This window comes from Streptomyces sp. NPDC040622, assembly GCF_055593965.1.
This window is the reverse complement of record NZ_JBVIXD010000001.1, coordinates 334633-359237: the sequence shown is the minus strand read 5'-3', so window position 1 is coordinate 359237 and position 24605 is coordinate 334633. Positions and strand designations below refer to the sequence as shown.

Genomic DNA, 24605 nt, shown 5'->3' with positions numbered 1-24605 from the left:
TCCCTGTGCCTGCCTCACCCGCCCGTCGCCCCTACTTGGCGTCCACTGCTACTCGGCGTCCAGTGCCCGGCGCCTACTTCTCGGTGACGGTGAGCACGACCTTGCCCTGGATGTGCCCTCGCGCGGCGCGTTCGTGCGCCGCCCGGGCCTCAGCCAGCGGGAACGTGCTGTCGATCGCAACGCGGAGCGCGCCCGTGCCGAGCAGGCGCCCCAGTTCGGCGAGCTGCGCGCCGTTCGAGCGGACTTGGGCGGTGGAGACCGTCACGCCGAGCTCGGCGGTCTCCGCGTCGTCGAAGTCCCCGGGGAATACGGGGAAGTGGGCGCCGCCTCGCTTGAGGGTGCGCAGGAAGCGCCTGCTGTCGGGGCCGCCGACGGTGTCGAGAACGAGGTCGATGCCCTCGACCAGGTCCTCGGGGCGGTGCTTGGTGTAGTCGATGAACTCATCGGCGCCGAGTGCGCGCAGGAACGCTTCGTGCGCGCCCGACGCCACCGCGACGACCCGCGCGCCCTTCCACTTGGCGAGCTGCAGCGCGAAGTGCCCCACGCCGCCCGCGGCACCGTTGACGAGCACGGTCGTGCCGGTGCCGAGGTCCGTCGGGCGGTGAACAGTTTTCTGGAAGGGTGAGGGGAGCTGGTGCCCGAGCTCGATCAGGAACTGCCACGCGGTCAGTCCGGCCATGGGCGCCCCCGCGGCGTGCACGTGGTCGATCCCGGCGGGCTTCGGCGCGAGGTCCGACGCCGGCGCGACCACGTACTGGGCGTACGCCCTGCCGTCGAAGCTGGGGAACCGCAGGAGGCCGAAGACCTCGTCACCGACGGCGAGGCCCGCCACGTCCGCGGCGACGGCCTCGACGACGCCCGACACGTCCGTCCCCGGGATCACCGGCAGGCTCACCGTCGACTCCGTCTCGCCGGGCATCCTGGTCAGCCCGCCGCGCAGGTACCAGTCGGGCGGATTGACGCCGACCGCGTGCACGCGGACGAGTACGTCGCCCGGCCCGGGCTCGGGAATCGGCACCTCGTCGTAGCGGAGCACCTCGGGGCCGCCGTACTCGTGGAGGCGGACCGCTCTCATCGTGCGTGATGCCATCGTTCTCTCCTGCCGACGCAGCGCGTTAGGCTTATCCGGACCAGCGATCCACATAAGTGGACCACTGATCCGAATATATGGACCAGCGATCCGGATAGTCAAGACCGAGCAGATCGAGCAGACCGAACAGACCGGTCGGCCGGACAACCGGACAGCCGGACAGCCGGACAGCCGGACAGTCAAGAGGGGCAGATGCGGGCCGACGCCAGGAAGAACCGTGACCACCTGCTAGCGGTGGCGGGCGCCGCCCTCACCGAACAGGGCGTCGACGTATCACTGCGCGACATCGCGCGCCGGGCCGATGTCGGGCTCGCCACACTGCTGCGCCACTACCCGACGCGCGAGGCGCTGCTCGACGCCCTGCTCCGCACGAGCTTCGACGAACTGACGGCGAAGGCAGGCGAACTCGAGGCGTCGAACTCGCCCGAGGACGCCCTCGTTTCGTGGCTGCGGGACTGCGTCGCGTGGACCACCGAGTACCGGGGTGTGACCGTGCTGATGGCCGCCGCCATCGAGGACACCGACTCCGCACTGCACGCCTCGTGCGTCACCCTGCGCGCGGCCGGCGCACGGCTTCTCGCCCGCGCCCAGGCGACGGGCGGCGCACGCGCCGACATGGACGGCACCGATCTGTTCGCCCTGATCGCGGCTCTCGCGTGGCTCGGCGACCAGCCCTCGCTCGCACCACGCGCCGACCACCTCTTCGATGTCGTCGCGAGCGCGATCCTGACGCGTCCGGCGGGCTGAGAGCGGCCCGACCGGTGCCGGGCCTCACGCAGGATGCGGGCCGGGATCCTTGGCGGCGTCGGGAGTCGACCGCGCCGGCAGGCGGGCGGCCCGCGCGGTGGCGAGGCCCGCGAGCAGGCCCAGCGGGAGGGCCGAGAGCCAGATCAGGACCGGCGCGCCGATGCGGCCGAGGGCGAGTCCGGAGGTGGGTCCGATAGCGGTGCCGATGTCCTGCGAGGTGGACAGGGCGGCTTGATAGGTGGCGCCGCGTCCCGGCGGCACGTGGCGGCTGATGAAGGCCGACGTCGTGGGGCCGTAGATCATCATCCCGAAGGAGGTGACGAGAACGGCGACGACGAGGGCGGGGTAGCCGAGGCCTGCGGCGGCGAATCCCGCGAGGCCGGCCCCTTGGAGTGCGGCGCCGAGGAAGAGCAGGCGTCCGGTGTCCCGCTTGCGGGCCCACCGGCTGACCGGGAGCTGGAACAGGACGATGGCGAGGGCGTCGACGGCGAACAGGGCCGCGTAGGCGGTGGTGTCCAGGGAGTGGATGCGGTTCAGCAGGACCAGGCCGTCCGCTTCCCACCAGGTGAAGGTGATGGTGAGCAGGCTGCCGCCCAGGACGAGCAGCGCCAGTCTGCGGTCGCGCAAGATCTGTGTGAGCGCGCCGCGCACCTCGGTGGCGTCCTCCGAGGCGGCCGCCTCGACCGTCTCAGGACCGATGGCCCGGTCGCAGGGCACCGCGGTGAAGATCGCAAGGACGGCGGCGGCGAGCAGGACTCCGGCCGCGGCGAACACGCTGGAGAGCGAGAGGGCGACGGCGGCGGCTCCCAGGACCGGACCGACCACACCACCGATGCTGGCCGCCACACGGGTCAGGCCGTAGGCGTGGTGGAGGTCCTCGTCGGCGTGCAGGTCGCCGACGAGCGCCGCGATGGTGGGGTGGAACGCCGACTCGAAGAGTCCCGCGACGAGGAACAGGCCGAGGGCGAGGGCCGCGTGGTGCACCAGGAAGAGGCTGCCGTAGCCCAGCGCCATTCCGGTGGTGGAGAGCAGCAGCATGCGACGGTGCCCGATGCGGTCGGCCAGGGCGCCGCCGACGAGGCCGCCGGTGAACTCGCCCGCCGCCTGGACGAGGAACAGCGCGCCGGCCGCGGCGCCGCTCAGGCCGCCGACCCGGTGCGCCCACAGGATGACGAAGGGCAGCATCACCCCGTCGGCCAGCGCGCCGAGCAGCCGGACGGTCAGCAACCCTCGGAAAGCCACCCTCACCTGTCGGGGTGTCAGTTCACCTCGCTTGAAAGGCACTTGGGTCGTCACACCGAATCCCCGGCGCGGAAGGCGGGACGGGATCCGGCGCGACGGGGTTCGGCGACGCGGGGCCCCGCGGTCCAATACCCCTTGGCGAAGACGTGGTCCGGTCGTACGCCCGCGTCGTGCACGAGTTCGCGGACCGCGCCGGTGGCGCGGGCCTCGGCGAGAACGTAGACCTGCCCGAAGATCCTCGCCCGTATCTCCTGGTTGACGGCGGCGAGAAGCCCCTCCGGGGAGCCGGGCGGCCGGTCTCCGCGGTCGAGCCAGCGCAGTCGGCCCGCCGCGACGGGAACCCGGTCGGCGGCGGAGGCGGTCTCGATGACCGCAACGACCTCTTGACCGGCAGGCAGCGCCTCGGTCAGGGCCGCGATCGCCGGCAGGGAGGCTTCGTCCCCGACGAACAGGTGGCCGTCCGCCGGCCTCAGTCGCAGCTTCCCCCGGGGGCCGACGAACTCCACGGCAGAGCCGACCCTGGCACTCTCCGCCCAGTCGCTGCCCGGCCCGCCCCCTTCGTGCAGGACCGCGTCGACGTCCCACTCCCCGGCCTGCGGGCGGGCGTGACGGATCGTGTAGCGCCGCTTGAGCCGACCGCCGCGGGCATCGGTGAGCAGCACCTCGATGTCCTGGGCCGGGTGGGGCGTAAGACCGGTGAGACTCGGGCCGCCCAGGGTGAGTCTGACCGTGCGGGGGGTGAGGTGCCGTCGGGCGAGCACCGTACAGCGATGGGTCGGTTTCATGGGGGCTTCTTCCTCTGACGTCCTGGGCGGCCGGGCCAACCGGATCCGGGCACACCCGTGGCCGCCCTCACCAATTTCGAGGCATCGTGACTCGTTACGAGGCTAGCACCATTACGAGGCACCTTGCCTTGATAAGCTGATCCCATGCCACGTACCGCCCACGGGCAGGCCACAGCCGGACGTCCCCGCAGCGAAGCGGCGCGGGTCGCCGTCCTCCACGCCGTCGACGACATGCTCGTCGAGCAGGGGTACGCGGCGATGACCATGAAGGGCATCGCGGAGCGCGCCGGCGTCGGACGTCAGACCGTCTACCGGTGGTGGTCGACCAAGGCGGAGATCCTGCTGGAGGCGAGCACGTCCGACGCGGCCCACGAGCTGGCCACCACGCCGCAGGTCCGCCCCGTCGACGACCTCACCGTCTTCCTCGAAGCGCTCACCACGTTTCTCTCCACCTCGCCGGCCGGTCTCGCCTTCCGGGCGCTGCTCGGCGAGGCGCAGCACGACACCGTGGTGCGCGATCTCGTGCGCGCGGCCGATCTCGTCGGCACGGCCGCCACGGACGTGCTCGATCGCGTACGCCCGCACACCACCGGCATGCCTCCCCCGCCGTTGGCCGCCGCCCAGCTCACCGGCCCGGTCATCGCCATCATCCTGGAGAGCGGGGACCCCCTGTCACCCGACCTGCTCGCCGACCACGCGCGGATCCTGCTGGGCGCCTGGACGGGCGGTGGCTCTTCCGGCGCCGCGGGGAACGGCTGAGGAAAGCCGGCGCGGAGTTCGGTCGGACGGTCAGACGCCGCCCTCGTGGCCGGCCTCGGCCATATGGGTCTTCATCCCGTCGCACGCGCGGCCGAAGCCCTGCGAGACCCCCTTCAACTCCCCGTCGGGGGTGGTGCGGAGCGGGTGCCAGATCAGCCGCACGTGCGGGTTCAGCTCCTGGACGAGGCGCAGTTGGGGATCTCCTGCTCGATCAGGACGCCGTCCGGGGCGCAGGAGCGCAGGATGACCTTGCACGGGCCCCTTCGCGCGGGACACGAACGCCTTGGACAGGATGTTCCAGATCGGCGCCCACTCGGGATGTTCGGTGGGCCGGGCCGCGTAGTGCTCGCTCAGATCACCCGCCTGCCGCTGCAGCCCCACGCGCCGTCCCCGCGGTGCCCGCCTTCGCCCGCAGCCGACGCGCCGCCGCGCTTCCCGGCATCCGTGCCATCGCGTTCGGGCCCTCAGCCGGTTCCGCGAGGTCGGTGCCGACGGGGGTCCGCGGCGTCGCCTGCGGCCACTCGGCGGTTCTCCGTGTCTCGCGCATGCCGCCGGCGCACCCTCCCGGTAGCTTTCGGCGAGCCTGGGAGTGCGGGAGGGACGACGAAAGCCCGGAAGCGCAGAGGCGGGGGAAGTCCTGCGTTCGCCCACGTCCCCCGGTCGCGGGCCTGTCGTCGGCTCCGCGGTCCCCTCGGTCCATTCCCCTCGGTCCCGTCCACCTCGGTCCCCGCGTTCGGCGAGTGGTAGGCGCCCAGACTAGGAACCGGCAGCGTCCGTCCGCGTCAAACCAGCGCGGTACATGAGGGGTAAACCCTGGCGGTACACGAGCGCCGAAAGGCCCGGGGCCCCGAAAGCTCGGGAGCCGGATGGTTCAGAGCCATCCCCGCTGTGCCGCGCGCAGGCCCGCCTCGAAACGGCTGCGTGCGCCGAGGCGTTCCATCAGCGCGGCCATCGTGCGGCGGGCGGTGCGCGGTGACACGTGCAGCTGGGTGGCGGCGGCCTCGTCGGTGAGGCCTTCCCCGATGAGCTGGAGAAGCGCGCGTTCGGTGGCGGTGAGGCCGTCCGGAGAGACCGGGAAGTCCACGCCGAGCGGTGTGGAGCGGTTCCAGACCTGGTCGAAGAGTTCCAACAGCGATGCGACGACGCCGGGTTGTGTGAGGTAGAGCGCGCCCCGGCGCGTGTGCGCCGGGGCGAGGGGGACGAGGGCGGCGCAGCGGTCGACGAGGATCATGCGGGGCGGCAGCGAGGGGACCGTACGGAACTCGGCCCCGTGGCCGGTGAGCCAGCGCGCGTGTTCGAGAGTGGGTCCGTCGGCGCGGATGCCGTCGAGCCCGACCGTCCGGGTCTTGACGCCCCGCGCCAGCAGCCGGGTGTCGTTGCGCCGGGCGGCCCGCAGCGCGGGAGCGGACTGCGCGCCGCCGGGCATGAAGGTCAGCACCTCGTGCGCGGCCTCGTCCGCGAGACGTTCCAGGCGTCGGTGCACCGCGTCGATTCCGACGATGGGTTCCGCGTCCGGGCGTACCCCGTCCGACTGTTCGTCGGCCAGCCGCCGCACCAGTTGGCCGAGCCACGCCTGCCGTTCGACCATCTGCTCCTGCTGCCGCAGCAGTTCCTCGTGCTGGCGGTCCAGCAGCGCCTGGAGCCCGGCCTGGGGGCCGATGGCGCACAGTCTGCCGGGGTGCTCTAAGGACTCCCTGATGAGGTGCAGCTCGAAGAGCGAGTCGAGTGCGTGACCGACCTCGTCGACGCTCAGGCCCAGGTGGGCGGCCAGTTCGTCCTTGCCCCAGGTCTCGTGGTCGCGCATGGCCCGGTACACGGCCTCGTTGGTTCCGGTGAGCCCCAGTACGGCGAGCATCTCGTGTCCCTGCATCCGCCTGTCCCCCTCAGTGATCGCTGCGCGCACGCGCCCCGCATCCACGGTGTGAGGGTGTGGTGAAGGTCAACGTCCTGGCAAGGGGACCCGATCAAGTGGCAATCCGCCTTCCGTCGGCGCCGGGGCGGGCCTTCCGTCTCCCTCCCGGGCCGCGGGTGGCCGAAAGCGTCCTGGACACTTCCGCCACCCCGAACCCCCTTCCGCGGGCGTCTTCCCGGGCTGCACCGTTGGGGATCAGCGGGGCAGGCCCGAGCGGCGCCCCGCGCAGACCACCACATCACCATCAGGGGGAATCACCGTGTCCGTATCCATCGCCGCGCCCAGACGGTTCGCCCGTCTCACCGTTCCCGTTCTGCTCGCTCTGGGCGGCATCACGCTGGTCGGCGGCACCGCGGGGGCCGCGGCCTCCGGGGCCGGCCGCGCCGCGCCGGCCGCCCACGCCGGGCCCGCCGTCGCCGCCCACCCCGCCTCCCAGCCCGCCGGCCACGCCGTCCACGGCGTCCCCCATGGACAGTGGTGACAGCTTGATCTGGGACTGATCCACGACGGAGCACCACGAGGATGCGCCTGACTTTCATCGCCTTCGCCTCGCAGGGCCGCACCGTGCCCCGGTGGCTCGAACCGGTCTACGTCACCGAGCTGTTGCGCCGCGCCGCGCGCCCTGAAGAACGGGTCGAGCACGTCAGCGTCAGCTGCGGGCCCGGCCACGTGATCGTCGGCTTCTACACCCGGCACGCGTCGGTCGATCCGGACGTGCCGCCCCTCCTCGTCGGCCTGGTCGAGCGCGCGTTGTGCTCCCGGCCCGAACTGGCGGGCTGGGCCGTGACCACCGGTACCCGCTGACCGTCGCCGGCCCTGACCCACCCGCTCCCCGAACTTCGTACGGACCGCTCCGTGCGAGCCCCACCGGTACACGGGCGTGCCCGCACACAGGTGCGTCCTCCCTCCCTCCCACCCTCCCTCAGGAGACGCCATGCAGAGGAATGTCATGCACACACGAAGAACGTTCCGTCGCGGTCTTGTCGCCGCCCTCGCCGTCACCGCCGCTTCGGGGCTGGCCCTGACCGCCGCCGCGCCCTCCTACTCCGCGCCGCTGACCAGCAAGGTGGCCGACGAGACACCCGACCCGGTCGGCGAGGACGTCGAGTTCACCCCGACGGTGCCTGACCCGACCAACGCCACCGCCGACGAGGTGGCGGCCGGCGCCGCGGCGGCGGGCCTGCCCGCACCGGAGACACCCGACCCCGACGCCCCGGACACCGACCCGGGCGGCCCGGACGACGCGGGGACGACGTTCGGCCCCGCCGCGCCGGCCAGGACACAGGCGGCGGTCACCGCCGTCGCGGACGACTCCGACGCGGGCGGCGAGATCACGCGCGCGGAGATCCTGGCCCCCGCGCAGAGCTGGGTCGACCAGCAGGTCCCGTACAGCCAGACGCGCTATCACAAGGACCGCAACGGCAAGTACCGGCAGGACTGTTCGGGATTCGTGTCGATGGCCTGGCACCTGAAGTCGAGCGCCAGCAACAACTACGGTGCCACGACGTGGACCCTGCCCGGGTACGCCACCCGGCTCGGCAGCCTGGACGATCTCCGGCCCGGCGACATGATCGACCGGGCCGCCTCCCACGTGGTGCTGTTCAAGGGCTGGACGGACAGCTCGCACACCACCGCCGTGGTGCTGGAGGAGGCCCACAGCGGCACCAACGCCCGCCAGTCCACCCGCACCCGCTCGTACCTGCAGTCCAACGGCTTCCTCCCCTACCGCTACAAGAAGGTGATCGACGAGCGGGTCACCACCCCCTCACTCAACGGCGACAGGACGGCCGACCTGGCCGTGCTCGACACCTCGGGGAACCTGGCGGTGCGCAACAACCACGACGACGGCGCCTACTTCGACGGCGGCAAGGTGCTGAGCAAGAACTGGTCCAACTTCCTCGGACAGCCCGGCAAGGGACAGTTGTACTTCGCCGACGCGAACGGTGACGGCCGCAGCGACATGATCGTGCAGGCGTCGAACGGCGAGGTGTCCGTACGCCGCAACCTGGGCGCCGGCAAGGGCTTCGACGGCGGCAGGGTCATCTCCAAGGGCTGGGGCAACTTCACCGGCCAGCCCGGCAAGGGACGGCTCTACTTCGCCGACGTCAACGGTGACGGAGACGCCGACCTGATCGTCCACGAGACCACCGGCGAGGTGTCGGTGCGCATCAACCACGGCCACGGCGCCTACTTCGACGGCGGCAAGGAGATCTCCAAGGGCTGGGGCAACTTCCTCGGCCAGCCCGGCAAGGGACGGCTCTACTTCGCGGACGTGAACGGTGACGAGAGCACCGATCTGATCGTGCACGAGACGACCGGCGAGGTGTCGGCGCGCCTCAATCACGGCAAGGGCGACTACTTCGACGGCGGCAAGATCCTCTCCGAGCACTGGGGCAACTTCCTCGGCGGACCCGGCAAGGGACGCCTCTACTTCGCCGACGTCAACGGCGACGGAGACGCCGACCTGATCGTCCACGGCACCAACGGAGACGTCTCCGTACGCGTCAACCGCAACCACGGCGGCTACTTCTACGACAGCGGAAAACCCACCTCCCAAGGCTGGGGCAACTTCCTCGGCAACGAAGGCCAGGGCCGCCTCTACTTCGGCTGAGCCGACGCTCCCGACCTCACGTCACCTCACACATGTCACCTCACACACGTCACCTCACACACGTCACCTCATGTCACCCAGGAGCGTCATGCCCAGACCCGCGCGCCTGTCCGGGGCGCTCGCCGCCCTGACCGCCGCCGCCATCGCGCTGCCCCTCGCGCCGCACGCCCTCGCCGCCCCCGCCGGGGCCGCCCCTGCCGTACGCACCGTCAGCTACGGCGGGTACACGTTCCAGGTGCCGGAGACCTGGGAGGTCGTCGACCTGGCCGAACACCCCACCGCCTGTGTGCGCTTCGACCGGCACACGGTCTACCTCGGCGCCCCCGGCGCCGAGCAGGACTGCCCCGCCAGTCTCATCGGCAAGACCGAAGCGCTCCTGGTGCAGCCCGCGAGCACCCCGCCCGAGGAACAGGGCACCGAGGAGGACCCCGCCTCCCACGAGACGCGCGTCAGCGCCGGCACCGTCACGGTCACCGCGACGTACGACACCGACCAGGCCCTGGTCGCCGGCATCCTCGACGGTGCGGGACTCCCCCGTCAGCCACGGCCCGCGCGAGCCGCCGAGCCCCTGGCGGCGGCCGCCGCCCTGCCGCTGTCCACGATGAACCACCTGGGCAAGGGGTTCGACGCCTGCACCGCGCCGAGCGCCACCGCCATGAAGAACTGGAAGGCCAACTCCCCCTACGACGCGGTCGGCATCTACATCGGCGGGTCCAAGCGCGCCTGCAGCCAGCCCAACCTCACCTCGTCGTGGGTCAAGCAACAGGCCGACGCGGGCTGGAAGTTCATGCCGCTCTACGTCGGCGTGCAGGCGTCCCAGATCACCTCGCCCGCGGCCCAGGGCACCGCGGCGGCCGACGACGCGATGCAGGACGCCGCCGCCCTCGGCTTCGGCCGCGGCAGCCTCCTCTACTACGACATGGAGGCGTACTCCGCAGGCAACCGCGCCGACGTGCTGAACTTCCTGGCCGCCTGGACCAAGCGCCTGCACGCCCAGGGCTACAAGTCGGCCGTCTACAGCAGCAGTTCCTCCGGCGTCGACGACCTCGCCCACGCCGGGAGCGGCTACGCCCTGCCCGACGTCATCTTCGACGCCAAGTGGGACGGCAAGGCCGACACGGAAGACCCCGTGATCCCGGACAGCCTCTGGGCCGACCACAAGCGGGTCAAGCAGTACGCGGGCAACGTCACCGAGACCTGGGGCGGCTCCACGATCAACATCGACCGGGACTACCTGGACGTCAACATCGGCTCCGGCACCCCCTCCGACGGCGCCTCCCTCAACGGCGACAGGACGGCCGACCTGGCCGTGCTCGACACCTCGGGGAACCTGGCGGTGCGCAACAACCACGACCAGGGGGCGTACTTCGACGGCGGCGAGGTCCTCAGCAAGGGCTGGTCCAACTTCCTCGGACAGCCCGGCAAGGGCCGCCTCTACTTCGCCGACGCCGACGGGGACGGCCGCACCGACCTGATCGTGCACACGACCGGCGGCGAGCTGTCCGTGCGCCGCAACCTGGGCGCGGGCAAGGGCTTCGACGGCGGGACCGTGATCAGCGAGGGCTGGGGCAACTTCCTCGGCGGACCGGGCAAGGGCCGCCTCTACTTCGCCGACGTCAACGGCGACGGAGACGCCGACCTGATCGTCCACGGCACCGACGGAGACGTCTCCGTACGCCTCAACCACGGGCACGGGGACTACTTCGACGGCGGCAAGGAGATCTCCAAGGGCTGGGGCAACTTCCTCGGCCAGCCCGGCAAGGGCCGCCTCTACTTCGCGGACGTCAACGGCGACGAGAGCGCCGACCTGATCGTCCACGAGACGACCGGCGAGGTGTCGGCGCGCCTCAACCACGGCAAGGGCGACTACTTCGACGGCGGCAAGACCGTCTCCGAACACTGGGGCAACTTCCTCGGCGGACCCGGCAAGGGCCGCCTCTACTTCGCCGACGTCAACGGCGACGGAGACGCCGACCTGATCGTCCACGGCACCAACGGAGACATCTCCGTACGCGTCAACCGCAACCACGGCGGCTACTTCTACGACAGCGGAAAACCCACCTCCCAAGGCTGGAGCAACTTCCTCGGCACCGAAGGCCAAGGCGTCCTCTACTTCGCCTGACCTCGACACCTGAGGGAACTGACACGGCGCGTCCCACCCGCATCCGTCGCGGAGGGGACGCGCCGCCTTCGCGTACGGCACATCTGGACAGGCGACCTTCTCTGGCGCAAGGTCACTACTGCCTGCAAGGGATGTGCCCCGCCGCCGACCTCACCAGGAGGCACCCATGAAGATGCTGATCAACGTCGCCGAGACCGTGGTCGCCGACGCGCTGCGCGGGATGGCCGCCGCGCACCCCGAACTGACCGTCGACGTCGAGAACCGGGTGATCGTACGCAGGGACGCCCCCGTCGCGGGGAAGGTCGCCCTCGTCTCCGGCGGCGGATCGGGGCACGAGCCGTTGCACGGCGGGTTCGTGGGGCCGGGGATGCTGTCGGCCGCCTGCCCGGGAGAGGTGTTCACCTCGCCCGTGCCGGATCAGATGGTGCGGGCCGCGGCCGCCGTGGACAGTGGCGCGGGCGTGCTGTTCATCGTGAAGAACTACACGGGTGACGTCCTCAACTTCGACATGGCCGCGGAACTCGCCGAGGACGAGGGCATCCAGGTGGCCAAGGTGCTCGTCAACGACGACGTGGCCGTCACCGACAGCCTCTACACCGCGGGACGGCGCGGCACCGGCGCCACCCTCTTCGTGGAGAAGCTGGCCGGGGCCGCCGCCGACGCGGGGATGCCGTTGGAGCGGGTCGAGTCCCTCGCCCGGCGGGTCAACGCGAACACGCGGAGCTTCGGTGTGGCGCTCGCCGCGTGCAGCACGCCCGCCAAGGGCAGCCCCACCTTCGACCTGCCCGCCGGGGAGCTGGAGTTGGGCGTGGGGATCCACGGTGAGCCGGGGCGCGAGCGGCGCCCCATGATGACCTCCCACGAGATCGCCGACTTCGCCGTGAACGCCGTACTGGAGGATCTGGAGCCGCGCGACCCGGTCCTGGTCCTGGTCAACGGCATGGGTGCCACTCCACTCCTCGAGCTGTACGGATTCAATGCCGAGGTCCAGCGTGTGCTCGTCGAGCGCGGTGTCCCCGTGGCGCGCACCCTCGTCGGCAACTACGTGACCTCGCTGGACATGGCCGGCGCCTCGGTGACGTTGTGTCAGGTCGACGAGGAGATGCTGCGGCTGTGGGACGCGCCGGTCCGTACGCCCGGGCTGCGCTGGGGCGTCTGACCCGTCCCGTCGCACCGCGCCCCTGGGCCTACAGCCCCCGCGAGCCCCGCCCGCGCCCGCCCGAACATCCGCGCCAACGCAAGGAGACCCTGTGCTCGACGCCGACTTCTTCCGCCGCTGGCTGACGGCCACCGCGAGCGCCGTCGACCGTGCGGCGGACCGGCTCACGGAGCTGGACTCGGCCATCGGTGACGCCGATCACGGCAGCAATCTGCGACGCGGATTCACTGCCGTCGCGGCCACCCTGGAGAAGGAGGCGCCGGACACGCCGGGTGCCGTCCTCACGCTGGCGGGGCGGCAGTTGATCTCGACGGTCGGCGGCGCGTCCGGGCCGCTCTACGGAACGCTGTTGCGCCGCACGGGCAAGGCGCTCGGCGACGCGGCCGAGGTCGACCGGGCGGGATTCGCCGAGGCGCTGCGCACCGGCGTCGACGCGGTGGCCGCCCTCGGTGGTGCCGCGCCCGGCGACAAGACGATGCTGGACGCGCTCGTCCCCGCCCTCGACGCGCTCGACGAGTCGTTCGACGCGGCCCGGCAGGCGGCACACCAAGGCGCCCTGGCCACGGCGCCGCTCCAGGCGCGCAAGGGCCGCGCGAGCTACCTGGGCGAGCGCAGCATCGGGCACCAGGACCCGGGAGCCACCTCCTCGGCCCTGCTCTTCGAGGCGCTGGCCGAGACGGCGGACAGCGGCGGCACGCAGGGAGCCGGCCGTGGCTGACGGACCGGCCGACGACACGGTTGCCGCCCCGCTGGTCGGCATCGTCCTCGTCTCGCACAGTACGGCCGTGGCCGAGGCGGTCGCCGCACTGGCCACGGGTCTCGCGGGCGGCGGCGACACCGCGCCCGTGGCCGCCGCCGGCGGGACGGCGGACGGCGGGCTCGGCACCAGCGCGGAGTTGATCTCGGCGGCCGCCGCCCGGGTGGACCGCGGCGCGGGCGTCGCGGTCCTCACCGACCTCGGCAGCGCGGTCCTCACCGTGAAGGCGCTGATCGCCGAGGGCGACGAACTCCCGGACGGCACGCGCCTGGTGGACGCTCCGTTCGTGGAGGGCGCGGTGGCGGCGGTGGTGACCGCGTCGGCAGGTGCCGCCCTCGCCGCGGTCGGGGCGGCGGCGACGGAGGCGTACACCTACCGGAAGGTCTGACGGCGTCGCCCGGTCCGACCCCGCCCCGCTAGTTGCGCCGCACGAACGCGCGCGCCAGCGCCTCGCCCCGCGCGACCGCCGCCGCGTGACTCTCGATCGGGGTGGCCTTGGAGCCCTTGAAGAAGATGTACGTGACGTCGGAGTCCGCGCCGCCCGTCCGCGGGTCGGGCCGGATGCCGAGCGCCTTCGCCGTGGCGTAGGACGCCTCGCCGATGAGGTCGGTGGGGCCGGTGTCGCCGACGACGGCGTACTGGACCTTGCCGCGGTGGATGACCGCGGCGACGGTGCCGCCCGTGATGCCGTGCTTGGCGTGGTTCCAGCGGCGGCCGGCCCCGGGCACGACGACGTAGGGCAGGCGTTCGGCGTTGAGCTGGCGGCCGTCGGACTGCTGGAAGGCCGTGGCGTGGAAGAACAGCGGGTCGGTGCGGCGGTTGCAGGCCTTGGTCGGCTGCCCGTCGCAGTCGATGTCCATGTCGGCCTTCCAGAAGACGGCGTCACGCGTCCCGCAGACGGCGACGTCCGCGCGGGCGCCGTCGTCGGTGCGGTACTTGCCGTGCGAGATCTGCTTGCAGGTCCCGGTCCTGGCCAGCAGGTCGGCCGCGCGGACCGACCCCTCTCCGATCGATCCCCTTCCGGCCGGTCCTTCTCCGGCCGGTCCTTCGTCGGCCGGTCCTTCGCCGGCCGGCTGCTCCCGGGCCGATACTTCCGGGACCGGATCCGCCTCCGAACCTCCGGCCCCCCATGCGGACTTGGCGACCGGCGCGGGCGCGGGCTGTTGCGCGGCGGCGGGGTACGAGGCGGGGGCCAGCAGGGCGACTCCGGCCGCGGCGACCAGGACCGTCGTTCTGTGACGCACGGGAAAGGGCCTTTCGTAGCGGGAAACTGACGGCATGTAGGCCACATATGCCAATTTGTGCCCCGTCGTATGCACCCTTCGCCGATCAAGGTCCGGACGGCGCACGCCCGTACCCCTTGATGTGCCCTCGTCACCTGTGTCAAATAGGTCCGGACCAATGCCGTCGAGTGGAAGGCAGCCCCCGTGCGACGGAGCCCCCACCTGTGCACCCCTCTGGCCCTGCTGACCGTCATGGCCGCCACCGCGACCGTACTGGGCGGCTGCGCCTGGGGCGGCGACGACGCCAAGGACAACAACCCGCCTGCGGCACCCCGCGGCCTCACCGTGCAGGCGGGCAGCGCCACCACCGCCCACGTCATGTGGAACCAGGCCACCGACGACACGGGGGTCACCGGGTACGAGGTGTACCGCGGCACCGGGAAGGCCAAGGCCGAGAAGGTGAAGGAGGTGCCGGGCAAGGAGAGCATGGTGGACGTCGTCGGACTCCGGCCGTCCACCACGTACACCTTCACCGTCCGCGCCCGCGACGCCGAAGGGAACGTGAGCGAGGACAGCAAGAAGCTCTCGGTCACGACGCCCGCCGCGACCGCCGCCGACCGCAAGCCGCCGTCGCGCCCCGGACACCTGACGGGTGAGGCCGAGGGAGGCCGGGCGGCGATGCTCTCCTGGGGGAAGTCGACGGACGACAAGCGCGTCGCCTCGTACGAGATCTACCAGGGCGGCTCGAAGATCCACAGCGTGGGCGGGAGCCAGACCGCGACGCTGGTCACCGGATTGCGGCCCGGCACCGACTACACGTTCACGGTCAAGGCGCGCGACGCGGCCGACAACTTCTCCCCCGCGAGCCGCGCCGTCCGCCTCACCACCGCGGCGGGCAAGGACTCGGGGCGCGGCACCGCGCCCACCGGCTTCCGCGCGGACACGCACCGCGCCGACGGGGCGTACTACATCGACCTGTCCTGGACACCCCCGCGCACCGGCGGCGCCGTGGCGGAGTACCAGATCCAGCTGGACGGCCGCACCGCCACCTCGCTCGTCTTCGGCGGCACGGCGCCGCGCGACAAGGCCGAGCACAGCTTCTTCATCGGCAAGAAGGCCGGCGAGCGGCACACGGTGCGCGTCCGCCCCAAGCTGGGCGACGGCACGTGGGGCGGTTACTCCCCCGAGCGGACGGTGACCACCGGCTGAGCCACGACCCGGCGGACCCGGGCCCGGGTATCAGCCCCGGCCGCGGGGGGGGGGGGGGGGGGGGGGGTGGAGGGGGGGGGGGGGGGGGGGGAAGGGGGGGGGTGGGGTGGGGGGGGGGGGTGGGNNNNTACGCCCCCCCCCCCCCCCCCCCCCCCCCCCCCCCCCCCCCCCCCCCCCCCCCCCCCCCCCCCCCCCCCCCCCCCCCCCCCCCCCCCCCCCCGCGCCGGCACCAGTCGCGGGTCTCCCGCTCGAAGGAGAGCCCGCGCAGACAGGTCAGATAGGGGCCGACGCGCTCGCCGGTGCGCAGGAACTCCGCCTCGTCCGCCTCGCCCCGCAGCCGCACGAGCAGCTTCTCCAGGACCCCGATCTTCGCGTCGGCGACCGCGGCCCGCTCCGCGAGCTGCTCGATCACCGGCACGGCGGCGACACCGTCCACGGCCTGCACCTTGACCAGCAGGTCGTCCCGGATGAAGGACGGCTTCGCGGCACGGGCTGCGAACCGCTCCATCTCGGCGAGCCCGTCGTCGGTGACCTTGAACAGCCGCTTGTTGGGACGCCCTTCCTGGACCACTTCCCGCCCGGCGACCAGGCCTTCCGTCTCCAGCTTCGCCAGCTCGGCGTAGAGCTGCTGGGGCAGCGCGTGCCAGAAGTTGGCCACGCCGATGTCGAACCCCTTGGCCAGCTGATAGCCGCTGTACTCGCCGTCCAGCAGTGCCGCGAGCACCGCGTGCCGCAGAGCCATCGCCCGGTTCCCCTTCCCTTACGTCGTCCCGCACCCCATCATAGTCATCGATCTGACTACTCAGATTCTTGACTATGCAGGCTTGGCCGCGCTTGACCACGCTTGCCCAGGCTTGCCCAGGCTTGCCCAGACTTGACCACGGTGGCGTGCGCGCGCCGCCGTCGCACCTCCGGGAGGAACCATGACGCACCCCACCGCCGCGCGCTTCCGCGCCGTCGTCGAGCGGGGCGACCTCGACGCGCTGGAGGACCTGTTCACGCCGGACGTCCGCCTCTACAGTCCGGTGAAGTTCACGCCCTTCGAGGGGCGCCCCATGGTGCTCGGACTCTTCGGCGTCCTGTTGCGGACCTTCGAGGACTTCCGGTACGTCGGCACGTACACGGGCGAGGCACGGACCAGCGCCGATGGCAGCCAGGCCGAGTCCGACGTGCTGCTCTTCCGCACCACCGTGAACGGCAAGGAGATCCACGGCATCGACCTGCTGCACTTCGACGAGGAGGGCCGGATCAAGGAGTTCACGGTGATGGTCCGCCCGCAGTCCGCGGTCCAGACGCTCGGGCAGGCGGTGTACGAGGGGCTTGTCGCGGACGGCCTCGTCCCCGCCCCGCGGTGACGCTCGCCGCTCCGTGACGACCCTCCGCGGCCGAACAGGTGACGCCCGGTCAGCACCGCGTCTGCGCCGGACGATGGATTCCGTCACCTGCCCGGCGGCCGTCCGCATGCGCTCCCCGCTCCCGGCACGTTGGCTCGTGACCAGGTAGCACGGGCGTTCCCCGATTCGCGGCGGCGCATGGGTTGTCCGCCTCCCGTGTCACCGGAGGGCAGACTCATGCGTACCGCTCAGACATGTCTCCGTACCGGCCTGACCGTCGTCGCCGCCGCGCTGCCGCTGGTCATGGGCGCCCCGTCGGCGTTCGCGGGCGGCGGTGACCTCACCGTCACCGCCACGGGATCCACCGTCCAGGCCACGACCACCGCATGCGGCACGGGCGGCGGCACCGCCTCCCTGATGGGTGCCGCCAACGCCAGCTTCGCCGGCGGAAAACAGGTGGAGCTGACCAACGGCAGCGCTTCCTGGCAGAGCGTCAGCACCGGCGCCTACACGGTGCTCGTCTCCTGCAAGGACGGCGCGTCGGCCGGACCTCAGACCGTCGACGTCGGCACCGCGCCGACGACGTCCTCCACGACGGCGCCCTCGCGCGGCGTCCGCGGCGGACTCGGGGGCGGCAGCGAGGACCGGGGCACCATCACCCTGGTCGCCGGTGGGGCCCTGGTGGCCACCGCGGCGGCCGGCGGTGTCTGGTACCTGCGCCGCCGGGGAGCCGTCGGCCGTACCTGAGCCGGGGTCACGGCCACCACGGATCGGCCTGCTGCCGCCCACCCGCGAGGACCGCGGGTGGGCGGCAGTCGTCCGCCGAGGCACCCTTGCCCGCCCCACCGAACCGACTTACCGTCCTCCCAGCCGACAGGGAGGGCGCGTTCATGCCACGACCGCTCAGCGTTCAGCTCTACACCGTGCGCGACCAGCTCGTCGACGACCGGGAGGGGACGCTGCGCCGCCTCGCCGGACTCGGGTACGGCGCGGTCGAACCGTACGACGTGCTCGGCGACCCCGAGGGCCTCAGGCGGATCGCCGACGATCTCGGGCTCACCGTGTCCGGCGCGCACGCCGTGCAGCTGCTCGGCCCGGAGCCGGCGGCCGTCCTCGACGCGGTGGCCACGCTCGGCACCGACCTCGCGATCGTCCCCGCGGGCATCCCGCCCGAGGAGTTCACCTCGCGCGACGGGCTCGCGCGGACCGCGGACCGCCTCAACTCCCTGGCCGCGGTGGCCGATCGCCACGGCATCCGCATCGGCTACCACAACCACTGGTGGGAGATCGAGCCCCGCTTCGGTGACGAGAGCGACGTCCACGACGCGAGTCACGCGAACGACGCCGGCGGCACGAGCCGGGGGGACGGCGGGAGCGCGCGGGACGCGGCAGGAGCGGGCGGCGGCCTGCACGCCGTGGACATCCTCGCCGACCTCCTCGACCCCGCGGTGTTCCTGGAGGTCGACACCTACTGGGCCGCCGTCGGCGGCGCGGAGGTCCCCGCGCTCCTGCGCCGGCTCGGCGACCGGGTGCGGGCCCTGCACCTGAAGGACGGTCCCGGTACCAAGGAGGACCCGAACGTGGCGGTGGGCGGCGGCACCATGCCGGTGCCGGAGATCCTCGCCGCCGCGCCGGACGCCTGGCGGATCGTCGAGTTCGACTCCTGCGCGGGCGGCCCGGACGCCCTCTTCGACGAGCTCGCGGCCAGCCGCGCCTACCTCACCTCCCTGGAGGCCGCGTGACACCGCCCGCGGGATCGGGACCCGTCGGCGTCGCCGTCGTCGGCGCGGGCGTCATCAGCTCCCAGTACCTGCGGACGTTGGGCCTGTTCCCGGACGTCCGGGTGGTCGCCGTCGCCGACCTCGACGAGGAGCGGGCGGCAGCCGCGGCCCGCACCCACTCCATACCGGTGTCGGGCGGCCCCGCGGCGGTGTTCGCCCTGCCCGAGGTCGAGCTCGTCGTCAACCTCACCGTCCCCGCCGCGCACGCCCAGGTGGCGACGGCCGCCCTGCGCGCCGGCAAGCACGTCTACGGCGAGAAGCCCATCGCGCTCGCACCGGCCGAGGCGGAGAAGGTACTGGCCGAGGCGTCGGAGCGGGGGCTGCTCGTGGGCAACGCGCCGGACACCTTCCTCGGCGCGGGCCTGCAGTCGGCGCTGCGGGCCGTCGCGGCCGGGGACATCGGGGTGCCCGTGGCGGCGACGACCGTGACGCAGGGGCCGGGGCCCGAGGGCTGGCACCCCGATCCGGCGTTCTTCTACCAGCCGGGCGCCGGACCGCTCTTCGACCTCGGCCCCTACTACCTGACCTCGCTCGTCGCCCTGTTCGGCGGCGTGTCGCGGGTGGCCGCGACAGCGGCACGCGCGCGCGTGGAGCGCGTCGTCGGCTCGGGGCCGAAGGCGGGGCAGACGTTCCCCGTCGACGTCCCCACCCACGTGTCGTCGCTCATCGAGTTCGCCTCCGGGGTGCGGGCCGACGCGACGTTCAGCTTCGACTCCGCGCTGCGCCGCGTCCGCTTCGAGGTCACCGGGACCGAGGGCACTCTCGCGGTGCCCGACCCGAACACGTTCGACGGTCCGCTCAGGCTGCTGCCGCACGGCGGCGACGCGTGGCGCGAACTGCCCGTGCGGGGGCGGACCGACGGACGCGGCCTCGGCGTGGTGGACATGGCACGCGCCCTGCGCGGCGGCGCCGCCCACCGGGCGTCCGGCGCGCTCGCCCTGCACGTGCTGCAGACGATGACGGCGATCGCGCACTCGGCGGAGCGCGCGGAGTTCCTCCCGCTGGCCACGCAGGTGGTGCCGCCGCGGCCGCTGCCCGAGGAGTGGGATCCCCGGGAGGCGACCCTGGAGAACGGAAGCGGCGCCACCTGATGACGGGTCGCCCGGTCGGTGAGACGTTGCGCATCCGGGTCCGGCACCCGGACCGGCACAGCGCCGCGACCGTGCCCCCGGGGAGGGAGAGTCGCCATGACGAAGGAGTACAAGGGCGTCGTCTACGCGGAGAGCGAGAAGGAGGCAGAGGTCCTGCTCCTCGCCTTCTGTGACCGCATCGACTTCGCGCGGGAGTGGATCTCCGACGCCACCTGGCAGAACACGCTCGAGATCGCCTGCAAGAAGGACACCGGCCTCGACACGGCGGAGAAGGCCATCCTCGGAGACCAGCAGGAGCGCCAGAACGCGACGCAGAAAGCGGCACGGAAGGCGAAGATCGCCGAGGACAAGGAGGAGATCCTGGGCCAGATCGAGGACGTCGACTCCTTCGACGACCACGCCGTCACCCTCTTCAAGCAGGTCTGCGCCCAGTACGAGGGAGGCGGCGGCCTCAACATGACGTACGGCGCGAAACTCACCCAGACCCGCTACGACGACCTGTGCGGCCACTGGCGGCGGGTGGGCGCCATCGCGGGCGAGACCGACAAGCGGCTGTTCCGCGGCTTCGACTACCTGCCCGTGGAGAACAAGGAGGAGAAGGGCAAGGGCTCCACGGGCGACACCCTGGAGCGCCGCACCAAGCAGGGCAACTTCTTCGTCACCGTGGTCAACATCCGCTTCAACCTGCACATCAACATCAGCTAGGGCCCGTCCGGGTGCGGGGGCGCCGTGGCGGCTACGGCGCCTCCAGTTCCTCGATCGTCCGTGCGAGCCACTGCGTCCAGAACGTCTCCAGGTCGATGCCCGCGCGCAGCACCACATGGCGCAGGCGGTCCTCCACCGCGTCCCTGCCGGGCGGGAAGTCCCGCCGCTCGATCTCCTCGTACTCGGCCAACTGCCGCCGGTGCAGGTCGAGATGGCGGTGCAGATCCTCCTGGACGCCCGCCGTGCCGACGACCGCGGCAGCCCGCAGCCGCAGCAGGAGGGTGTCGCGCAGTGGCTTGGGGTCCTGACTCGCGGCCGTCCAGCGGGCCAGTTCGGCGCGGCCGGCCGGCAGGACCTCGTACTCCTTCTTCTGTCCGCGCGCCGCCTCCTGGCGCGGCAGCGCGCGGATGGCCCCGTCGCGCTCCAGCCTGCCCAGCTCCCGGTAGATCTGCTGGTGCGTCGCCGACCAGAAGTAGCCGATCGACTTGTCGAACCTGCGGGTCAGTTCCAGGCCCGACGACGGCTTCTCGAGGAGGGCGGTGAGGATCGCGTGCGGGAGTGACATGGGCCAATCCTAGGGACGGGCGCGCCGGGGCTGGTCCGCGTCACAGCGCGGCGGCCAGCTCCGTGCCCTGCTTGATGGCGCGCTTGGCGTCCAGTTCGGCGGCCACGTCCGCGCCCCCGATCAGGTGCGCCGCGACACCGGCCGCGACGAGCTCCTCGTGCAGGTCGCGGCGGGGTTCCTGGCCCGAGCAGAGCACGACCGTGTCGACGGGGAGCACGGAGGAGACGCCGTCGACGGTGATGTGCAGGCCCGCGTCGTCGATCAGGTCGTAGCTCGCGCCCGCCACCATCGTGACACCGCGGTGGCGCAGTTCGGTGCGGTGGATCCAGCCCGTGGTCTTGCCGAGGCCCTGGCCGACCTTGGACGTCTTGCGCTGCAGCAGGTGGACGGTGCGCGGCGGCGTCGGCCGCACGGGCTCCGTCAGGCCGCCGCGCCCGCGGTAGTCCATGTCGACGCCCCACTGCCGGAAGTACGTCGCCGGGTCCAGGCTCGCCTTCTCGCCGCCGTCGGTGAGGAACTCGGCGACGTCGAAGCCGATGCCGCCCGCGCCGATGACCGCCACCCGCTCCCCCACCGGCGCCTCGTCGCGCAGCACGTCGAGGTAGCCGACGACGCTGGGATGGTCGATGCCGGGTATCTCGGGGATGCGGGGCGTGACGCCGGCGGCGACGACGACCTCGTCGTACGCGGCGGCGGTGAGCTCGTCCGCGGTGACGACGGTGTTCAGCCTGACGTCCACACCGCGCAGGTCGAGCTGGGTGCGGAAGTAGCGCAACGTCTCGTCGAACTCCTCCTTGCCCGGGACCTTGCGGGCGACGTTGAGCTGGCCGCCGATCTCGGCGGCGGCGTCGAAGAGGGTGACGTCGTGGCCGCGCTCGGCGGCCGAGACCGCGAAGGCGAGCCCCGCGGGTCCCGCGCCGACGACGGCGATGCGCTTGGCGGTGCGGGTGGGCGAGAGCACGAGCTCGGTCTCGTGGCAGGCGCGCGGGTTCACCAGGCAGGAGGTGATCTGCAGGTTGAAGGTGTGGTCGAGGCAGGCCTGGTTGCAGCCGATGCAGGTGTTGATGGCGTCGGACTGCTCGGCCCGCGCCTTGGCGACGAAGTCCGGGTCGGCGAGGAGCGGCCGGGCCAGGGACACCATGTCGGCGGCGCCGTCGGCGAGCAACTGCTCGGCGATCTCGGGGGTGTTGATGCGGTTGGTGGTGACGAGGGGGACGGAGACCTCGCCCATGACCTTCTTGGTGACGAAGGTGTAGGCCCCGCGCGGTACCGACGTGGCGATGGTCGGGATGCGTGCCTCGTGCCAGCCGATACCGGTGTTGATGATGGTGGCGCCCGCGGCCTCGATCTCCTTGGCGAGGTGGACGACCTCGTCGAGGGTGGAGCCGCCGGGGACGAGGTCCAGCATGGAGAGGCGGTAGATGATGATGAAGTCGGTGCCGACGCGCTCGCGGATGCGGCGGACGATCTCGACGGGGAAGCGGACGCGGTTCTCGTAGGCACCGCCCCAGCGGTCGGTGCGCCGGTTGGTGGGGGCCGCGATGAACTCGTTGATCAGGTAGCCCTCGGAGCCCATGACCTCGACGCCGTCGTAGCCGGCGAGTCTGGCGAGCTCGGCGGCGCGCACGAAGTCCTCGATGGTCCGCTCGACCTCGTCGTCGCCGAGCTCGCGCGGCACGAAGGGGCTGATGGGCGCCTGGAGCGCGCTCGGCGCGACCAGCTTGTCGTGGTAGGCGTACCGCCCGAAGTGCAGGATCTGCATCGCGATCCTGCCGCCCTCGGCGTGCACGGCCGCGGTGATGCGGGCGTGCTCCTTCGCCTCGGCCTCGGTGGTCAGCTTGGCGCCGCCGTCCCAGGGGCGCCCCTCCTCGTTCGGGGCGATGCCGCCGGTGACGATGAGGCCGACGCCGCCGCGCGCACGGGTCGCGTAGAACTCCGCCATCCGCTCGAAGCCGTTCGGGGCCTCTTCGAGGCCGACGTGCATGGAGCCCATCAGGACCCGGTTGGGCAAGGTGGTGAAGCCCAGGTCGAGCGGGTTCAGCAGGTTCGGGTAACGGCTCATGCGGCCCCTCCGTACGCGGTGTCTACAGGACAGTTGTAGACCAGCGGGACCCCTTGTGCAACTAGTTGCATAACTAGGGAATGTCACCGACGTGAGCCGGGAGCGACCCAGCGCGATGTCCGAATCCCGCCAGCCCCGCTCGCGCGCGCGTCGCAGACTGGGTGCTGCCGGCAGGAAGAACCACCGGCCGCGGCACGGTCCGCGAGGCACACCGCACGACCGAGGAGAGTCCGATGACCGTCTACACGACGATCGACAGCCCGCTGGGCGAGCTGCTGCTGGTGGGCGAGGAGTCGGCCACCGCCAAGGGCGGCACCGCGCTGGCCTCGCTGTCCGTGCCGGACCAGAAGGGCGGCGCCGTCGTCCGGGACGGCTGGGTGCGCGACGACGGGGCGTTCGACGTCATCACCGCCCAGCTGCGCTCCTACTTCTCCGGGAGCCTGACCCACTTCGACATCGAGTACGCGCCCGGGGCGGGCACCGCGTTCCAGCGCAAGGTCTGGGACGCGCTGGACACGGTCCCCTACGGCACCACGACCACCTACGGGCGGCTCGCCGAGCAGCTCGGCATCTCCCGGGCCGCCGTCCGCGCCCTGGGCACCGCCATCGGGCGCAACCCGCTGCTCGTCGTACGCCCCTGCCACCGGGTGATCGGCGCCGACGGCTCCCTGACCGGGTACGCGGGTGGCCTGGAGCGCAAGCGGCGCCTCCTCGACCTGGAGACGGCGTGACCACCACCGCGGACACACCCGGCGCGGCGGTCGACGCGGCGGACTGGCCGGCGCTCGCCGCCGAGCTCGACGCGCACGGCTGCGCGCTCACGCCGCGCCTGCTCGACCCGGCCGCGTGCCGCCGCGTGGCCGGGCTCTACGACGACCGCGCGCTGTTCCGCTCCACGGTCGACATGGCCAGGCACCGCTTCGGGTCCGGTCAGTACCGCTACTTCACCCACGACCTGCCCGGCCCCGTCGCGGAACTGCGGTCGGCTCTCTACCCGCACCTGCTCGCCGTCGCCCGCGACTGGGCGGACCGGCTCGGGCGTCCCGCCCCCTGGCCGGACTCCCTGGAGGAGTGGCTCGACCGCTGCCACGCGGCGGGCCAGGCCAAGTCCGCGCAGATCCTGCTCCGCTACGAGGAGGGCGACTGGAACGCCCTGCACCGTGACCTGTTCGGGGACATGGTCTTCCCGCTGCAGGTCGTCATCGGCCTCGACGAGCCGGGCGTCGACTACACGGGCGGCGACTTCCTCCTCGTCGAGCAGCGGCCTCGGGCGCAGTCGCGGGGCACCTCGACCGTCCTGCGCCAGGGGCACGGCCTGGTCTTCACCACCCGCGACCGCCCGGTCCGCTCCGCGCGCGGCTGGTCGGCGGGTCCGGTGCGGCACGGGGTGAGCACGGTGCGCTCGGGACTGCGCAGGTCGCTGGGTCTGGTCTTCCACGACGCGGCGTGAA

General features: G+C 72.3%; 25 protein-coding genes and 1 pseudogene. 17 read left to right on the top strand and 9 right to left on the bottom strand.

Annotation, left to right across the window (positions count from 1 at the left end; translation table 11 throughout):
• Positions 1-73 precede the first annotated feature (73 nt).
• A complete protein-coding gene (locus tag ACZ592_RS01665) occupies positions 74-1090 on the bottom strand; it encodes an NADP-dependent oxidoreductase (RefSeq protein WP_471579469.1) in 1017 nt (338 codons plus the stop codon).
• Between the two features lie 192 nt (positions 1091-1282).
• Here ACZ592_RS01665 and ACZ592_RS01660 point away from each other — a divergent pair, with 192 nt between their 5' ends.
• Positions 1283-1837, top strand: coding sequence for a TetR/AcrR family transcriptional regulator (locus tag ACZ592_RS01660; RefSeq protein WP_471579468.1), 555 nt, complete (start codon positions 1283-1285; stop codon positions 1835-1837).
• A 24-nt stretch (positions 1838-1861) separates the two neighbouring features.
• Here ACZ592_RS01660 and ACZ592_RS01655 read toward each other — a convergent pair whose 3' ends face one another.
• Together ACZ592_RS01655 and ACZ592_RS01650 are read right to left on the bottom strand one after the other, a co-directional pair.
• Complete coding sequence (locus ACZ592_RS01655; RefSeq protein ID WP_471579467.1) at positions 1862-3079, bottom strand: MFS transporter; 1218 nt, start codon at positions 3077-3079, stop codon at positions 1862-1864.
• 50 nt (positions 3080-3129) lie between these two features.
• The gene (locus ACZ592_RS01650; RefSeq protein WP_471579466.1) at positions 3130-3864 is read right to left on the bottom strand and encodes a siderophore-interacting protein; all 735 of its coding nucleotides are present in this window, start codon (positions 3862-3864) and stop codon (positions 3130-3132) included.
• A 144-nt stretch (positions 3865-4008) separates the two neighbouring features.
• Here ACZ592_RS01650 and ACZ592_RS01645 point away from each other — a divergent pair, with 144 nt between their 5' ends.
• Complete coding sequence (locus tag ACZ592_RS01645) at positions 4009-4623, top strand: TetR/AcrR family transcriptional regulator (protein WP_471579465.1); 615 nt, start codon at positions 4009-4011, stop codon at positions 4621-4623.
• Between the two features lie 30 nt (positions 4624-4653).
• Here the strand turns inward: ACZ592_RS01645 and ACZ592_RS01640 are convergent, their stop codons facing one another.
• Both ACZ592_RS01640 and ACZ592_RS01635 read right to left on the bottom strand, forming a co-directional pair.
• Positions 4654-5004, bottom strand: a complete 351-nt coding sequence (locus tag ACZ592_RS01640; RefSeq protein ID WP_471579464.1) for a hypothetical protein — start codon at positions 5002-5004, stop codon at positions 4654-4656.
• Between the two features lie 490 nt (positions 5005-5494).
• Positions 5495-6493, bottom strand: a complete 999-nt coding sequence (locus ACZ592_RS01635; RefSeq protein ID WP_471579463.1) for a LuxR C-terminal-related transcriptional regulator — start codon at positions 6491-6493, stop codon at positions 5495-5497.
• A 301-nt stretch (positions 6494-6794) separates the two neighbouring features.
• Between ACZ592_RS01635 and ACZ592_RS01630 the strand changes: the two genes are divergently transcribed.
• The 7 genes from ACZ592_RS01630 (at position 6795) to ACZ592_RS01600 (ending at position 13572) form a co-directional block, all read left to right on the top strand.
• Positions 6795-7016, top strand: coding sequence for a hypothetical protein (locus ACZ592_RS01630; protein ID WP_471579462.1), 222 nt, complete (start codon positions 6795-6797; stop codon positions 7014-7016).
• A 41-nt stretch (positions 7017-7057) separates the two neighbouring features.
• Entirely contained in the window at positions 7058-7339 is a 282-nt protein-coding gene (locus ACZ592_RS01625) for a hypothetical protein (protein WP_471579461.1), read from the top strand.
• 145 nt (positions 7340-7484) lie between these two features.
• Positions 7485-9146: a C40 family peptidase gene (locus tag ACZ592_RS01620; protein WP_471579460.1), complete on the top strand. Its 1662-nt coding sequence runs from the start codon at positions 7485-7487 to the stop codon at positions 9144-9146.
• 88 nt (positions 9147-9234) lie between these two features.
• Positions 9235-11268 (top strand): glycoside hydrolase domain-containing protein, encoded by a 2034-nt coding sequence (locus ACZ592_RS01615; RefSeq protein WP_471579459.1) that lies wholly within the window; start codon positions 9235-9237, stop codon positions 11266-11268.
• A 166-nt stretch (positions 11269-11434) separates the two neighbouring features.
• Positions 11435-12427, top strand: coding sequence for a dihydroxyacetone kinase subunit DhaK (gene dhaK / locus ACZ592_RS01610; protein WP_471579458.1), 993 nt, complete (start codon positions 11435-11437; stop codon positions 12425-12427).
• 91 nt (positions 12428-12518) lie between these two features.
• Entirely contained in the window at positions 12519-13145 is a 627-nt protein-coding gene (gene dhaL / locus ACZ592_RS01605; RefSeq protein ID WP_471579457.1) for a dihydroxyacetone kinase subunit DhaL, read from the top strand.
• A complete protein-coding gene (locus ACZ592_RS01600) occupies positions 13138-13572 on the top strand; it encodes a PTS sugar transporter subunit IIA domain-containing protein (RefSeq protein ID WP_471579456.1) in 435 nt (144 codons plus the stop codon). Before dhaL ends, ACZ592_RS01600 begins: the two co-directional genes overlap by 8 nt.
• A gap of 28 nt (positions 13573-13600) precedes the next feature.
• Here ACZ592_RS01600 and ACZ592_RS01595 read toward each other — a convergent pair whose 3' ends face one another.
• Positions 13601-14428 carry a glycoside hydrolase family 75 protein gene (locus ACZ592_RS01595; RefSeq protein WP_471579455.1) on the bottom strand — a complete coding sequence of 276 codons (828 nt, stop codon included), beginning with the start codon at positions 14426-14428 and terminating at the stop codon, positions 13601-13603.
• A 231-nt stretch (positions 14429-14659) separates the two neighbouring features.
• On the opposite strand from ACZ592_RS01595, the gene ACZ592_RS01590 reads away from it, so the two are divergent.
• The gene (locus ACZ592_RS01590; protein WP_471579990.1) at positions 14660-15616 is read left to right on the top strand and encodes a fibronectin type III domain-containing protein; all 957 of its coding nucleotides are present in this window, start codon (positions 14660-14662) and stop codon (positions 15614-15616) included.
• Positions 15617-15836: 220 nt separating this feature from the next.
• Here ACZ592_RS01590 and ACZ592_RS01585 read toward each other — a convergent pair.
• A pseudogene (locus ACZ592_RS01585) lies at positions 15837-16358 on the bottom strand (PadR family transcriptional regulator); the annotation flags it as partial.
• Positions 16359-16539: 181 nt separating this feature from the next.
• Between ACZ592_RS01585 and ACZ592_RS01580 the strand changes: the two are divergent.
• The 5 genes from ACZ592_RS01580 to ACZ592_RS01560 all read left to right on the top strand — a co-directional run bounded on the left by ACZ592_RS01580 (position 16540) and on the right by ACZ592_RS01560 (position 20527).
• Positions 16540-16971, top strand: a complete 432-nt coding sequence (locus tag ACZ592_RS01580; protein WP_471579454.1) for a nuclear transport factor 2 family protein — start codon at positions 16540-16542, stop codon at positions 16969-16971.
• 216 nt (positions 16972-17187) lie between these two features.
• Positions 17188-17697, top strand: a complete 510-nt coding sequence (locus ACZ592_RS01575; protein WP_471579453.1) for a hypothetical protein — start codon at positions 17188-17190, stop codon at positions 17695-17697.
• 143 nt (positions 17698-17840) lie between these two features.
• On the top strand, positions 17841-18692 hold the full coding sequence (locus tag ACZ592_RS01570) for a sugar phosphate isomerase/epimerase family protein (protein ID WP_471579452.1): 852 nt from the start codon (positions 17841-17843) through the stop codon (positions 18690-18692).
• Positions 18689-19822 (top strand): Gfo/Idh/MocA family protein, encoded by a 1134-nt coding sequence (locus tag ACZ592_RS01565; RefSeq protein ID WP_471579451.1) that lies wholly within the window; start codon positions 18689-18691, stop codon positions 19820-19822. The genes ACZ592_RS01570 and ACZ592_RS01565 overlap by 4 nt, the downstream gene beginning before the upstream one ends.
• Positions 19823-19918: 96 nt before the next feature.
• Entirely contained in the window at positions 19919-20527 is a 609-nt protein-coding gene (locus ACZ592_RS01560) for a hypothetical protein (RefSeq protein WP_471579450.1), read from the top strand.
• A gap of 31 nt (positions 20528-20558) precedes the next feature.
• Here the strand turns inward: ACZ592_RS01560 and ACZ592_RS01555 are convergent, their stop codons facing one another.
• A complete protein-coding gene (locus ACZ592_RS01555; RefSeq protein ID WP_471579449.1) occupies positions 20559-21092 on the bottom strand; it encodes a PadR family transcriptional regulator in 534 nt (177 codons plus the stop codon).
• A 40-nt stretch (positions 21093-21132) separates the two neighbouring features.
• Positions 21133-23154 (bottom strand): oxidoreductase, encoded by a 2022-nt coding sequence (locus tag ACZ592_RS01550; RefSeq protein ID WP_471579448.1) that lies wholly within the window; start codon positions 23152-23154, stop codon positions 21133-21135.
• Between the two features lie 233 nt (positions 23155-23387).
• Here ACZ592_RS01550 and ACZ592_RS01545 point away from each other — a divergent pair, with 233 nt between their 5' ends.
• Together ACZ592_RS01545 and ACZ592_RS01540 are read left to right on the top strand one after the other, a co-directional pair.
• On the top strand, positions 23388-23885 hold the full coding sequence (locus tag ACZ592_RS01545; protein ID WP_471579447.1) for a methylated-DNA--[protein]-cysteine S-methyltransferase: 498 nt from the start codon (positions 23388-23390) through the stop codon (positions 23883-23885).
• Entirely contained in the window at positions 23882-24604 is a 723-nt protein-coding gene (locus tag ACZ592_RS01540; RefSeq protein ID WP_471579446.1) for a 2OG-Fe(II) oxygenase, read from the top strand. The genes ACZ592_RS01545 and ACZ592_RS01540 overlap by 4 nt, the downstream gene beginning before the upstream one ends.
• The last annotated feature ends 1 nt before the right edge of the window (position 24605 follow it).

Bases quoted from the DNA above. Each gene is read 5' to 3' on its own strand.
- dhaK (WP_471579458.1), top strand. From the start codon at position 11,435: ATGAAGATGCTGATCAACGTCGCCGAGACCGTGGTCGCCGACGCGCTG.
- ACZ592_RS01550 (WP_471579448.1), bottom strand. From the start codon at position 23,154: ATGAGCCGTTACCCGAACCTGCTGAACCCGCTCGACCTGGGCTTCACC.
- ACZ592_RS01615 (WP_471579459.1), top strand. From the start codon at position 9,235: ATGCCCAGACCCGCGCGCCTGTCCGGGGCGCTCGCCGCCCTGACCGCC.
- ACZ592_RS01645 (WP_471579465.1), top strand. From the start codon at position 4,009: ATGCCACGTACCGCCCACGGGCAGGCCACAGCCGGACGTCCCCGCAGC.
- ACZ592_RS01590 (WP_471579990.1), top strand. From the start codon at position 14,660: ATGGCCGCCACCGCGACCGTACTGGGCGGCTGCGCCTGGGGCGGCGAC.
- ACZ592_RS01575 (WP_471579453.1), top strand. From the start codon at position 17,188: ATGCGTACCGCTCAGACATGTCTCCGTACCGGCCTGACCGTCGTCGCC.
- ACZ592_RS01560 (WP_471579450.1), top strand. From the start codon at position 19,919: ATGACGAAGGAGTACAAGGGCGTCGTCTACGCGGAGAGCGAGAAGGAG.
- ACZ592_RS01570 (WP_471579452.1), top strand. From the start codon at position 17,841: ATGCCACGACCGCTCAGCGTTCAGCTCTACACCGTGCGCGACCAGCTC.
- ACZ592_RS01580 (WP_471579454.1), top strand. From the start codon at position 16,540: ATGACGCACCCCACCGCCGCGCGCTTCCGCGCCGTCGTCGAGCGGGGC.
- ACZ592_RS01545 (WP_471579447.1), top strand. From the start codon at position 23,388: ATGACCGTCTACACGACGATCGACAGCCCGCTGGGCGAGCTGCTGCTG.
- ACZ592_RS01620 (WP_471579460.1), top strand. From the start codon at position 7,485: ATGCACACACGAAGAACGTTCCGTCGCGGTCTTGTCGCCGCCCTCGCC.
- ACZ592_RS01660 (WP_471579468.1), top strand. From the start codon at position 1,283: ATGCGGGCCGACGCCAGGAAGAACCGTGACCACCTGCTAGCGGTGGCG.
- ACZ592_RS01665 (WP_471579469.1), bottom strand. From the start codon at position 1,090: ATGGCATCACGCACGATGAGAGCGGTCCGCCTCCACGAGTACGGCGGC.
- ACZ592_RS01650 (WP_471579466.1), bottom strand. From the start codon at position 3,864: ATGAAACCGACCCATCGCTGTACGGTGCTCGCCCGACGGCACCTCACC.
- ACZ592_RS01625 (WP_471579461.1), top strand. From the start codon at position 7,058: ATGCGCCTGACTTTCATCGCCTTCGCCTCGCAGGGCCGCACCGTGCCC.
- ACZ592_RS01635 (WP_471579463.1), bottom strand. From the start codon at position 6,493: ATGCAGGGACACGAGATGCTCGCCGTACTGGGGCTCACCGGAACCAAC.
- ACZ592_RS01555 (WP_471579449.1), bottom strand. From the start codon at position 21,092: ATGTCACTCCCGCACGCGATCCTCACCGCCCTCCTCGAGAAGCCGTCG.